Below are 12,928 nucleotides of genomic sequence, written 5' to 3' on the forward strand. Positions count from 1 at the left end.
GAAACAGGAAAGGCCCTTTGAATACTTGATTAGGCGCCTGCTAAGCTCATGCCATTGACGCGTACACTTGGGGCATTGAGGCTGGAGCGGAACTCAAGGTCATTCGCCGCAATGAGGTTGGCGAGTATATTCCGCAGATTGCCAGCGATCGTGACTTCCGCAACAGGTTCAGCAATATCACCATTACGGATCATAAAACCGGAAGCGCCACGGCTATAGTCACCGGTCAGCATATTAATGGAGGAGCCCATTAATTCAGTGACCATGAAGCCCTCTTTGATGTCGGCACGTAGGTCTTCTGGTGAGAGTGTACCGGGAGAGAGAAAGCAGTTTGTTGTGCTGGGCGATGGTGGGCCGGATGTGCCGCGGCTGGCACGGGCATTGCTTGGTAGGTCAAGCTGGCGTGCGCTGCGGCTATCGAGGAGCCAATGCTGCAAGAGGCCATCTTCGACAAGGTTGAGGGCTGCGGGCAGGCAGGCTTCAGCATCGAAGGGGCGTGAAGCGCGGCCTCGCAGGAGGAACGGATCATCGCGCAGGGTCATGCCATTCGGCAAGATTTTCTGATGCAGCGCATCCTTTAAGAAGGACGTGCCACGTGCGATGGATGCACCATTAATCCCTGAAATGAGATGCCCGATAAGAGAGGCAGCGACGCGCGGGTGATAGATGACGTCATACGTCCCAGTGCGTGGGCGCGTGGGGTTGAGGCGCGCTATAGCCTGTTCTGCTGCGCGATTGCCGATGGTTGTGGGGTTTTCGAGGTCACTCAGATGGGTGGCGCTGTGGAACGCGTAGTCGCGCTGCATGGTGGCACCACTTCCGGCGAGGACACTGGTGCTGAGTGAGTGGTTGGTGCGTGTGTAAGCACCGATGAAGCCAGCACTCGTGCCGAGGACAATTGTGCTGCGCCCTTGTTCGGCGGAAGCCCCGCTGGAATTGGTGATACCCGTGTGAGAGAGGGCGATGCTCTCTGTTTCACGGGCACGGTCCAGCAATGTGTCCATATCCAGCGTCGTGGGGTCATCTAAATCCAACGCCGAAGCATCAAAGCGCCCAGTCAGGGCATTATCGGCCAATCCACCGAAGCGGTCTTCCGGCACGAATTGCGCCATAGCACAGGCTTGTTCAGCGAGTTGCTCAAAGGCGGACTGGTCCAGCAGCGTTGTGGAGACGCTGGCTGAACGTTGACCACGGAAAACACGCAACCCAAGGCGCACGCTTTCAGAGCGCTCAATGCCTTCGGGGGTGCCACAACGGATCAGGGCAGAGGTCGACTCATCACGGATGAGAAGGGCATCTGCGGCATCTGCACCGTGGCGTTTTGCGGCTTGAAGGAGCGCTTCAACGGGATTGGTGTCGATCATGCGGCTAACTTTGCGGCGATGTCTTCGATGGATGGGACCTTACTGATGGGCCCCATAGCGGTGAAGGTTGGTTTGCCCGCGAAGAGGGTTTTTGCAACGCGTAAGATGTCCTGTTCCGTGACGGCATCAATGCGCTCAATGGTTTCATTGGTAGCAATGGCGCGGCCATGGATTTGGAGTTGGCGAGCTAGTTGTTCACAGCGGCTGCTGGTGCTTTCCAAAGACATCAGCAAAGAAGACTTTAGTTGTGCGCGGGCGCGGCCGAGTTCTTCAACTGAAAGTCCGTCTTGCAGGCGGCGGAGTTCATGGATCATGACGGGTACGAGTTCGGCTGCTTCGCTTTCCCCCGTGCCTGCGTAAATGCCGAAAATACCGCTGTCATTGAAGGGGGACGCGAAGGAGTAAACGCTATACACAAGGCCGCGTTTTTCACGGATTTCTTGGAAGAGACGCGAAGACATTCCACCCCCCAAGAGGGTGGAGAGGATCATAACCGGGTAATGATCAGGGTCTTTATAGCTTACGGACGGGAAGCCGAGGAGCAGATGTGCCTGATCCAGTGTTTTGACCGTGCGGTGATCGCCGCCTGTGTAATCCGCATGGCGGGGTTGAGGTGCTTTATGGGTTGGGAGATCCGCGAAATGGGTCTTCACCAGTGCGACAACGTCTTCATGGTGCAGATTGCCAGCGGCAGCAATCGTGATGTTGTGCGTGGTGTAGTGTTCACGCATGTAGCCCATTAGGGTCTCGCGCGTCATATTGGCGACGAGGTCTTCCGTGCCGAGTGTTGGGCGGCCCATGGGCTGGTCGGCGAAGGCACGCTCTTGGAAGTGGTCAAAGATGATATCATCCGGCGTGTCATTCGCCTGACCGATTTCCTGCAAAATAACGCCGCGTTCGCGCTCAATTTCAGCATCAAGGAAGGTGCTGTGGGTGAGGATATCACCGATAATATCAACGCCGAGCGCGAGATCTTCTTTCAGAAGCTTGACATAGTAAGCCGTTGTTTCACGGGCGGTATAGGCGTTGATGTATCCACCGACATTCTCAATTTCTTCGGCAATACGCGCAGCAGAACGGCGTTCTGTGCCTTTAAAGGCCATATGCTCAAGGAAATGCGACACGCCGTTATTATCGGCGGTTTCGTCACGTGTACCGATGGAGACATATGCACCGAAGGAGACGGTTTCAACCCGCTCCATCCGTTCGGTGACGATGGTCAGGCCGTTATCGAGTGTTGTGACGTTGATGGTGTCGGGGAGGGTATGAGGCATTTAGTGTACTTGTAACCGAGGGGAAGAGAACCCTGCACGGGTTAGGGGTTAAACCCGTGCAGGGAATGGATTAGCGGTTGATGTGAGCGCGAACAGCGTTTTGAATCGTGGCGAGTTCGCTGCTGAGGCTCTCATACCGCTCAGGGCGGCTGTGCAGGTCCGCCAGATGAGGGGGGAGTGCTGCATCAAGGCCGGTGGCGGCATGGACAGCCGCAGGGAACTTGGCAGGATGTGCCGTGGCTGCGGCAATCATCGGGATGCCCGGTTCTTGGAACGCGCGCCCCGCCGCAAGGCCAATGGCAGTATGTGGGTCTGCCAGATATTGGCTTTCAGCATAGAAGCTACGCATGGCGGCGCTGGTTTCGTCATCATTCAGGGTTTTACCGTTGAAGAGGGTACGAATACGCTGCCACGCATCTTGAGGGACGTTCATGCGGCCCGTGCTGCGGAACTCTTTCATGATTGTGCCGCAGCGCTCTGGGTCACGATCAAGCATTTCGAACAAGAGGCGCTCGAAATTGGAGGAGACTTGAATGTCCATTGATGGTGAGAGGCTTGGCTCAACGCCACGCACGCTCATATCCTTGGAAAGCAGGAAGCGCGTGAGGATATCGTTACGGTTGGACCCGACGCAAAGCTGGCGAATGGGTAGGCCCATTTGCTTTGCGGCCCATGCTGCGAGCACATTGCCGAAATTGCCCGTTGGGACAGCGAAAGAGACTTCGCGGTCCGGTGCGCCAAGCGCTAGGGCGGAGCGTACATAATAGGGAATTTGTGCAGCGATACGCGCCCAGTTGATGGAGTTTACGGCTGAAAGCGAAACTTCATCACGGAATGCTGTGTCTGCGAACATCGCTTTGACGATGTCTTGGCAGGTGTCAAAATCCCCTTCGACCGCGATGTTTAGGATGTTGTCATCCTGCACGGTGGTCATTTGGCGGCGCTGCACGTCAGACGTGCGTCCCTTGGGGTGGAGAATGACGACTTGCAGGCGCTCACGGCCACGGCAAGCCTCAATAGCGGCGGAACCCGTATCGCCTGAGGTTGCGCCGACGATCGTGACACGTTGGTCACGCTCTGTCAGGACATGATCAAAGAGGCGGCCGAGCATTTGCATCGCCATATCTTTGAAGGCGAGGGTCGGGCCGTGGAAAAGTTCGAGCGCGTAAAGGTCTTGTTCCACTTCGGTGAGTGGTACGACGGCTTTATGGGCAAAGCGGCCGTAAGCGTCCCGCGCCATGCTGCGGAGCGTGTCACGTTCAATCGCACCAGCGGTGAACGGGGCCATGACTTCGGCTGCGAGGTCTGCGTATGGCAGGGCGCGCCATTCACGCAGGGTATCGGCGTCAATCTGGGGCCAGCTCTTAGGCATGAACAACCCACCATCAGGGGCGAGGCCAGCGAGGAGGATATCGGCGAAGTTCGGGGCGTTGGCGGCGAGGCCTCCCCGTGTCGATCGGTAACGCATGTCAGGACTGTATCACGCAGAGTTAGGGCAAGGCGATGCGCAGAATATGCGGCACGCCGTTTTCTATGGTTTGAACGGCAATTTTCAAAGGGGTGTTGTGCTGTGGTGTGGGGTTGAGCACGGTTATGGCCGTTGCCTGTGTGAGGCGTGGGTCACGTAAGAGCGTGCTGGGAATGCGACTCGGCCCAAAGGCGATGAGGGCACCATGATCAATATCCGCCATGAGGAAGGTTTCGTCTGGCAGAAGGGTAATGCCGCCGAGGCTGGGGGGCTTCCACCATTCTGTAATGCTTTCCACCTGTTCTACGGGTGTAAAATTCGGGTCGGTAAAGAGGGTGGGGTCAATACGGTAAAGCGGCCCGCAGGCAGGCCCATAAAAAAGCCACTGCTGCGTCTGGTTTTGAAAGAGAAACCGAACATTCCCGCCTGTGCTGGGGATACCTTGGGGGTTACGCTGTATGTGCCCATTTTGCCGTAAGGGTGTGCGGCCAATTAAGGAAGCGTCATTCGCTAAAAAACGCTGAGATTGCCCTGTTTGTAGTGATGCAGTGATGAGTGCCGGGTCACCTTCATCAACGAGGAATGCTGTGGTGCCGTGTATTTGAAAGGCCATGAGGTGGCTTGTGGGGCGGGTTGCGCCTTTCAGCGTAATATGCGCTCTGACAGTGCCGTTGAGGGCAAAGGCGTAAAGTTCTGGCTGCGGAGTGGCCGTGAGGCCCCAGATTGTATTGCCAGAGATGGCTAGCGCGGTGAATACGGGCGAAATGGGGGTGTTGTGTTCTGTCAGCGTGATGGGGGTTACGTTGGTGCCATCTGTGTGTGCGGCTTGTCCCTGCGGGGTGAGGCCGATGAGTGTAGCATCATCGAAAGACAGTAATGTGCCAGCAGACAAGGCAGATAGGGCCGTATCTGCCGTGATGGATGCTGGCGGTGGCGAGGTCGCCGCGTGGGATGGGGCAAGTGGGGTTACAGCGAGTGCTGTAGCTGAAAAGGAAAGGGCTATTACGCGGCGTAGATGGGAGGCATATCTCATGCTGAAAGAGATTGTCTCCTCTGTGTGCTTTGGCAAGTAAAAAGAGGATCGTTTTTAATCTGCGGGATTTTTATGCGGGTGTGAACTCATCGGTAAAGTGTGTTTCTGCCGAATTGTTATCTTTTGCGCGGGTTAGAATGCGAGAAGGGGCGTAGGGGGTGGAGAGCCATGGTGCGTGCGTGTGCTCAGTCGGGAAGAGGGTGGCCGCGTGCATCATCAAAGCGGCGTCTTCTGTGTGACATTCAATAGACCAGCGTTTATCGGGCATGAGGGCTGTGAAGTGGCCGGTATCTGTTTTGCGGACTTCGATCGCGAAGGTGCGGGTCGTTGCGCTGTGACGGATGGTGGCATAAATCAGGCCAGGTGCTGAGCCGGTTTTTTGTTCAAGAAACACAGGGTTCTCTCCGGGGTAAGTTTCTTTGTATTTATAGAGTGCGCAGTATTTAGTAAACAAATTGTTAACCTTTGGTTCTGCGGCGAGGGAAGGGCTAGCTTTGTCGTTTAAAAACCGACAGTTCTTGGCGATGAATGATAAAATAGCACGGGCTCAGCCGCATGATGGGCTTGCATTATTAGCCGCAGGACAAGTTGCAGAAGCGCAACAGATTTTTCGGGCTGTCTTGGAGCGAGACCAAGATCACGCTGAGGCATGGCATGGATTAGCATGCCATGCGCGGCATCAGGGGCATGATGCCCCGGCTGTTGCTCTGGTAGGGCGTGCTTTGCGCTGTGTAGCGGTGACGGATGAGCAACGTGCGCGTTTTCATATTACACTAGGTGCGGCCTTATTGGCGCGCGGGCAGGCCGAAGCCTCACGTGCGGCCTTTACGGTAGCACAAGCATTGAATGCCTGCGATCCACGGGCATTGAGTGGGTTAGCAGAAGCGTTGGTTGCACTGGGTCGGGCTCATGAAGCGCGCGCTGTTTTGGAGCGGGCGGTGACACTGGCGACGGATGAGGCACCGATCTTGACGCGTTTAGCGGAGCTTCATTTAGAGGCCGGTGCCTTGGAAACGGCGATCACCTGCTTCAGGCGTGTGGTGGAGCGTATGCCAGCAGATGGACGGGCATGGGCTAATCTGGGCGTGGCATTTTATCAGGCCAGTTTGGTTAAGGCTGCTTATCTTGATGATGCTGCTTTTGCCCTAGAGCGTGCTGTGGCGTTGGGCGCGGACACGGCTGAGACGCTGAATACACGTGGTTTGGTGCGTATGGCATGCGGTGCCTTAGAGGCCGCGCGGGGTGATATGGAGGCGGCGCTGACCAAGGCACCTCAGAACAGCGTGATTGTGAATAATCTCGCGACGCTTTTGGAGGAGTTGGGCGAAGCAGGGCGTGCGGAGGCAGTTTATGACGCCGTCATGCTCCGTGAAACGGGGGCGCTTCGGGCGCAGAGCCGTTTTAATCGTGGGGCATTACGGTTGGGGCAGGGGCGTTATGAGGAAGGCTGGGCTGACTATGAAGCGCGGCGTGATTTGGTTCCTGTTTCTTCTGCTGTGCCGCTATGGGATGGGCAGGCGGGTTTGGGGCCTATTGCGGTGACTGCGGAACAAGGGTTGGGGGATCAGGTCCAATTTTTGCGCTATGTGCAGGATGTTGCCTTGCGCCGGCCTGTTCGCATGTGTGGGCCGATGGCTGCTTTGGCCAGGCATGTTCTGAATGTTCCGGCTGAGCGCCTTTTGGCCGAGGATGGTCCTATTGAGGCTTATGTGAGCTTGTTGAGTTTGCCGGCAGTATTGCGTGCGGGGGCACCGTCTTCAGCGCCGTATTTGCGCAGCTTAGCGAAGGCCGAACCATTACGGGTGGGGGTGTGTTGGGCAGGGCGTGCGACATACCGTTTTGACCGTAGGCGCTCGGTTTCGTGGGGTATGATGGCTGCGTTACAGCGCGTGGCGGGTGTGCGTCTCGTATCGTTGCAGAAAGATGCGATGGTGAGCGGGATAGAACAACCAAGGCTGGAGACATTGGAGGATATAGCCCGTGAGGTCAGCCGTTGTGCGCTGGTGATATCGGTGGATACGTTGGTGGCGCATCTGGCAGGAGCGGTGGGGCGGCCTTTATGGCTGCTGAACCGGTATGGGGGGGATTGGCGCTGGCGTAAACCAGATGCGTGGTATGCCTCATGTGAAAAGGTTTTTCAGCCGCATTCCGCAGCCCCACCTCCAGACTGCTGGGGGCCAGTGATGGAGGAATTGCTGGTCGCGTTGGAGCAGTGGGGGCGAGAACAGAGCTAGAAAGGTACGGGGATTGCACTCTCTACGGTTGGGGCCGTTTTGAGGGATGTCAGCAATACGTCCCTAATATGGCGAATGCGCTCTGGCTCACGTAACTTTTGGCCGTGCAGGTCTTTGACATAGAACACGTCTACAGCGCGCATACCGTATGTGGTGATATGTGCAGAGGCAATTTGTAAGGCTTCTGTGCTGAGTGCTGTGGTGATGTCATAGAGCAGGCCGGGGCGGTCACGGCCATTGACTTCGATGATCGTATGGCGGTCAGAGGCGGCGTTGTCGATGACAACACGTGGGGGAACGTGAATGGCCCGCATGCGTCGGGAGATGCCCAAGCGTTGTGTTTCCGCTAGGCCTTTAGGGATGTTGAGACGGCCTGACAGTGCTTGTTCGATAAGGCTATTCAGGCGGCCCAGTTGGTGCGGCTCTTCAAAAGCGCAGCCTTGATTGTCTTGGACCCAAAATGTGTCGAGGGCCATGCCATCGCTTAATGTGTGAATACGGGCATCTACGATAGACGCACCGGCCACGGCGAGAGCACCTGCAATATGGGCGAAAAGACCGGGATGATCCGCGCAGAGAATGGTCATTTCTGTGACGCCACGGTCAGGGATGGGTGTGGCTTCTACGGTAATAGGGGCATGGTAGCGGTCTGAATCATGGACCATGCGGGCGTGGCGGATATGGGTGTCTGTGTCAAAGCCGAGCCAATAGCTGGGGTAGCCCAATTCGAGGAACTGCTGGATGCTTTCTTCTGGGAGTAATTCGGCGAGGTTTTCGCGGGCTAATTGGCGGGAATGGGCTACGCGTCCATCTTGTTCGGAGGCGGCCATGCCGCCTTCAAGGACTTCGGCTACGCGAGAATAAAGCTCTCGGAGGAGGGTCGCTTTCCACGCATTCCAGACTTTGGGGCTTACGGCGCGCATATCCGCAATAGTGAGCAGGAGCAGCAGTCTGAGGCGCTCAGGGGACTGGATGGTATCGGCCAAGTCCAGAATGGTACGCGGGTCATCAATGTCGCGCGTGAAAGCGGTGTGTGACAGCAAAAGATGGTGCAGGACGAGCCAAGAAACGGTGTCTGTTTCTTCAAGATCGAGGCCAAGGCGTGGACAGATATCGAGTGCTAGCTCTGCGCCAATTTCAGAGTGATCACCGCCGCGCCCTTTGGCAATGTCATGCAGTAAAACGGACACATAGAGGGCTTTGCGGGACCATAAATCACGCGTGAGTTCGTACGCTAGCGGGATCTCGTCCGCCATACGCCCGGCTTCAATTTCACCGAGGATACGAACGGCCTCAATGATGTGCTCGTCGACGGTATAGATATGGTAGCTGTCGAACTGCATTTGCCCGACAACGCGTGACCAATCGGGCAAAAGATGCCCGAGAAGCCCCGTATCGTTGAGAATGGGAAGCCAAAATGGTGCTGGGCTGTCTGGCTGGTGGCTCGGTGCGCGGAGCAGTTCTAGGAATAAATGAGCGGTTTCAGGGTCGTCCCGCAGGGAGACGGCATAGCGTTCGTGCCGGATGAGCTGTTGCAACGCCAATGGATGGATTTCGCATTCATGGCGGCGTGCGCAGTCCAGCATTTGGAACATCAGACGCGGATTATCGGCAAAGTCCATATGGTGGCCGGGGAAGAGTTTCCCGGCGATCATTTGGAAGCCTTCAGGGCCGGGGGCTGTGAGGGCGGTGGTGCCAGATTGGCGCGTTTCGAGATGTGTGAGCACAATGGGCTCAAGCAGATAGGTAAGGCGCAGGACATCGCGTGCGGTGAGGAAGTAATGGCGCATAAAGCGCTCAACCCCACGCTGGCGGCCATGGGTGGCGTAACCCATGCGGCCCCCAATGATGGGTTGGACATCAAAGGTTAAGCGTTCTTCAGCACGGCCTGTGATGTAGTGTAGATGCAGTCGTACGGTCCAAAAGAAGTTCCATGCGCGGCGTGCGCGGTGGGCTTCCCGGTCTGTCAGGAAGCCTAAAGAAACGAAAGACGGGCCATGTGCGGCTTGGGATGTCGTCTCTTCTTCCGTGCCCGTGAGGGGTACGGGGCAGCCGAGGGCGGCGCGTCCTAGCCAGTTCAGCGTTTGGAGGTCACGTAAGCCGCCGCGGCCTTCTTTAAGGTTGGGCTCGACCATGGAGAGCGTATCGCCTAGGCGTTTATGGCGGCGACCGCGCTCTTGGATTTTACCGTCAATAAAGTTGGCGAGTGTTCGCTCTTGTAAGTCTTCGCTCAGTCGGCCGCGCAGATGTGCGGCGAGAGCAAGGTCACCGCAAATGGGACGCAGGTCGAGTAAAGCTGTGCGAATGGTGATGTCAGTGGTGACGTCATGAATACAGTCGGAGAGGGAGCGTGTGGCATGGCCAACGCGCAAGCCTAAATCCCACAAAGCGTAGAGAATAAACTCAATACGGGCGGTTGCTGCTGGGGAAGGGGTTTCATCCGTGAGGAAAAGGACATCAATGTCGCTAAAGGGCGCCAGAAGCCCTGCACCGTAACCGCCTGTTGCACAAAGGCAAAGGCGGCTTTGTCCTGAACTATCGGCTGTATTTATGCGGGCCTTGGAAAATAGTACAAGGGCGCGGATGGCTTCATCCGTCAGGGCAGCAAGGGCATGGGCTGCGGCAACGCCACTGAGGCGACGTTTTTCGAAATGTTCACGGATTTCAGCCTGTCCAGCACCGAGGTGACGGCGCAAAGCCATCAAAATCTCGTCACGCGGGATCTCACCACCGGAGTGGGGGGCGGTGGCAGTCTGCTGCGGCGCGTCAAGCTGCTCCAGCAAGGCATGGAGCGGGGAGAGGGGCTGAGTGTCGCCAGCGAGGCGATGAGAGCGCGAGTCGGACAGGGTTTTTTCCGTAAGCTTAGCAGCGGGAAGAATCTGATCTTCGCCCGATTGTGTCACGTTTTTCAAGTGTTCTCTCCGGTCGTGACGAGTTCTTTAAGCGCATAGAGGGCTGATAAGGCCTCCCTAGGAGACATGGAATCTGGGTCGAAGGTCTTCAAGGTTTCACGCAGCGTATCAGGTTCGGACGGGGCCGCGGGTGGATTATCGGGTGCGGGAGCCTCTAAGGCTGCATCAAATAATGGCAAAGACGGGCGGCTTTGGGCGTGTTGTTGCTCTAACGTGGCCAGTAGGCGTGAGGCGCGGTCAATAACAGCAGCAGGAACGCCCGCAAGGCGTGCGACGTGTAGGCCCCAGCTTTTGCGCGCAGCGCCGGGACGCACTTCATGCTGGAAGACGACTTTATCGCGCCATTCCCGCACGGCCATGGTGCAGGCTTGCAGGCGTGGCAGAGCATCGGTCAGGGCATTGAGTTCGTGGAAATGTGTGGCGAAGATGGTGCGGGCGCCGAGATGGCCGTGAAGGGCCTCAAGTGTGGCCCATGCAATAGCGAGGCCATCTAGCGTTGACGTACCGCGCCCAATTTCATCGACGACGACCAAAGAGCGTGGTCCTGCTTGGTTCAGAATGGCCGCAGCTTCGGTCATTTCTACCATAAAGGTGGAACGGCCGCGTGCGAGGTCATCTGCGCCACCTACGCGGGAGAAAAGGCGGTCTACTACGCCGATGGTGGCGCTTTTTGCCGGTATAGGCAGGCCAGCTTGCGCCAGAATAACCGCAAGGGCTGTTTGCCGCAGGAAGGTGGATTTACCAGCCATGTTCGGCCCGGTGAGGAGCATTACGCGCCGGTCAGGTTCTAGCGAGCAATTATTAGGAATGAAGCGTGCATCGGCGGAGCCAGATTCAGCAATGGCCGCTTCAACGACGGGGTGACGACAGGCGGTGAGCGTGAAATCTGTACCGTTGGTGATCTGTGGGCAGCACCAATTGCCACCTTGTGCCAAGAGTGCACAGGCACGCAGGACGTCGAGCGTGGCGAGGGCTTGGGCGACATCTTCGAGCGCGGGTGTTTCGAGGGCTTGTGTGCAGAGGCCGTCAAACAGTGCGCGCTCCCGACGGGAGGCTTTATCGGCGGCTTCAAGTATCGCTTGGTCTAAGGTTGCGAGGTCTTCTGTGGTGAAACGTGCGAGGCTGGCTGTGCCTTGGCGGAAGGAGAGTTCGGGGTTGTCACGCAGTTTGGTGCCATGTGTGGCGGGGACTTCAATGACGTAACCGAGCTGCGCGTGATGTTTGATTTTCAGGCTATTGATGCCGAAGCGCGCGCTGAGGTCACCTTGCATGCCAGCAATAACGCGGCGGCTATTATCGCGCAGGCTGCGGTGGCGGTCGAGTTCCTCATCATAGCCTTTGGCAATGACGCCGCCATCATCCAGTCGTGCGGGGAGTTCTTCTGCTAGAGCAGCTTGTAAGCGCGCGAGTAGCCCTTCTGCACGGCCATAGAGCGCGGCGAAAAGAGTGCGGATGTGATGTGGTGTGGCATCCGTGCAGAGAGGCTGAAGGAGTGCTGTGGTGTCATCTGCTGCAATGAGCGCATCACGCAGGGCGGCGAGGTCACGTGGTTGGCCACGTTGGGCAGATAGGCGGCCAAGGGCGCGTGCGACATCGGGGGTGCGGCGTAAAATGGTGGCGAGGCCATCATTGAGGCCGGATTGTTCATTGAGCCAGAGCCATGCCTGCTGGCGGGCGGTGATAGCGGCGGCATCTGTGAGGGGTGAGGACAGCCACTCGGCGAGAAGGCGTGAGCCTGCGGCTGTGGTGGTGCGGGAGACGGTACCAAAAAGACTGTATTTGGTTTCGCCGTCGCGGGTGCGCAAAATGTCGAGGCTGTGCCGGGTTGCGGGGTCAATGCCGAGTACACCGTCGAGCCCTTGTGTGGTTGGGCGTGAAATGCGGGGTAGTGCACCGGCTTGGCTGCGCTGGACGTAACCGAGCACCATGGCGCACGCGATGATATGTTCGGGGGCGAAATCCCCGAGCGCTTCAATCTGGGCGACGTTGAAGGCGCGTGAGATTTGTGTGCGTGCGCTATCGAGTGAGGGAATGCTGGGAACGGGAGCTAAGCGCTGAGCGTGTTCGGGCGGTAAGAGGTCTGGGATAGAGAGGATTTCGGTCGGGTCGAGCCGGGCCAGCAGTTCTGGCAGGGCATCTTGTGATGTGGTTGCCGTTTCAAATGCGCCTGTGGAAATATCGATCCATGCTGCGCCTAGTGTCTGGCTTTGACCACGCATGGGCGAGGGGGCAACCGCGAAGAGGAGGTTCGCGCGGCCTGCTTCGAGCAATTCGTCCTCGGTCAGGGTGCCGGGGGAGACAACGCGGACAATGGCGCGTGGCAGGGGGCCTTTTTGACCCTTTTGTGGTGCTTGTGTTTGTTCAGCAACCGCGACGCGAAAGCCGCGGCGGATTAAGCGTGCGAGATAAGCCGGAGCGGCCGAAACGGGGACACCGCACATGGGGATAGGGTCGCCCGCGTGGGAGCCGCGCGTGGTGAGTGCAATGTCGAGCGCATGGGCAGCAGCCTGTGCGTCGGCAAAGAATAGCTCATAGAAATCACCCATACGGAAGAACAGAAGCGCTTCTGGCTCCTGTTCTTTAAGGGCGAACCACTGTGCCATGGCCGGGGTGGCCTTGGCGGCGGATGACGGGGGCTTGAGG

Annotated in this window: 8 protein-coding genes; 1 reads left to right on the plus strand and 7 read right to left on the minus strand. The window is 57.5% G+C overall.

Annotated elements, in window-relative coordinates:
- Positions 1 to 29: 29 nt before the first annotated feature.
- The 5 genes from NTH01S_RS03490 to NTH01S_RS03510 all read right to left on the minus strand — a co-directional run bounded on the left by NTH01S_RS03490 (position 30) and on the right by NTH01S_RS03510 (position 5,533).
- A complete protein-coding gene (locus NTH01S_RS03490; RefSeq protein ID WP_068169502.1) occupies positions 30 to 1,364 on the minus strand; it encodes a TldD/PmbA family protein in 1,335 nt (444 codons plus the stop codon).
- Complete coding sequence (locus tag NTH01S_RS03495) at positions 1,361 to 2,638, minus strand: M16 family metallopeptidase (protein WP_068169505.1); 1,278 nt, start codon at positions 2,636 to 2,638, stop codon at positions 1,361 to 1,363. The genes NTH01S_RS03490 and NTH01S_RS03495 overlap by 4 nt, the downstream gene beginning before the upstream one ends.
- A 70-nt stretch (positions 2,639 to 2,708) precedes the next feature.
- Positions 2,709 to 4,106: a threonine synthase gene (thrC, locus tag NTH01S_RS03500; protein WP_068169509.1), complete on the minus strand. Its 1,398-nt coding sequence runs from the start codon at positions 4,104 to 4,106 to the stop codon at positions 2,709 to 2,711.
- Positions 4,107 to 4,128: 22 nt separating this feature from the next.
- The gene (locus NTH01S_RS03505) at positions 4,129 to 5,139 is read right to left on the minus strand and encodes a hypothetical protein (protein WP_068169511.1); all 1,011 of its coding nucleotides are present in this window, start codon (positions 5,137 to 5,139) and stop codon (positions 4,129 to 4,131) included.
- A gap of 70 nt (positions 5,140 to 5,209) precedes the next feature.
- Positions 5,210 to 5,533 (minus strand): hypothetical protein, encoded by a 324-nt coding sequence (locus NTH01S_RS03510; protein WP_068169513.1) that lies wholly within the window; start codon positions 5,531 to 5,533, stop codon positions 5,210 to 5,212.
- 100 nt (positions 5,534 to 5,633) lie between these two features.
- On the opposite strand from NTH01S_RS03510, the gene NTH01S_RS03515 reads away from it, so the two are divergent.
- Positions 5,634 to 7,373: a tetratricopeptide repeat protein gene (locus NTH01S_RS03515; protein WP_157070851.1), complete on the plus strand. Its 1,740-nt coding sequence runs from the start codon at positions 5,634 to 5,636 to the stop codon at positions 7,371 to 7,373.
- Here NTH01S_RS03515 and NTH01S_RS03520 read toward each other — a convergent pair.
- The gene (locus tag NTH01S_RS03520) at positions 7,370 to 10,285 is read right to left on the minus strand and encodes a [protein-PII] uridylyltransferase (protein WP_370664296.1); all 2,916 of its coding nucleotides are present in this window, start codon (positions 10,283 to 10,285) and stop codon (positions 7,370 to 7,372) included. The genes NTH01S_RS03515 and NTH01S_RS03520 overlap by 4 nt on opposite strands.
- The gene (gene mutS, locus NTH01S_RS03525; protein ID WP_068169519.1) at positions 10,282 to 12,888 is read right to left on the minus strand and encodes a DNA mismatch repair protein MutS; all 2,607 of its coding nucleotides are present in this window, start codon (positions 12,886 to 12,888) and stop codon (positions 10,282 to 10,284) included. The genes NTH01S_RS03520 and mutS overlap by 4 nt, the downstream gene beginning before the upstream one ends.
- Positions 12,889 to 12,928 lie beyond the last annotated feature (40 nt).

It is taken from the genome of Neokomagataea thailandica NBRC 106555 (assembly GCF_001598495.1).
GTDB classification, from domain to species: domain Bacteria; phylum Pseudomonadota; class Alphaproteobacteria; order Acetobacterales; family Acetobacteraceae; genus Gluconobacter; species Gluconobacter thailandicus_A.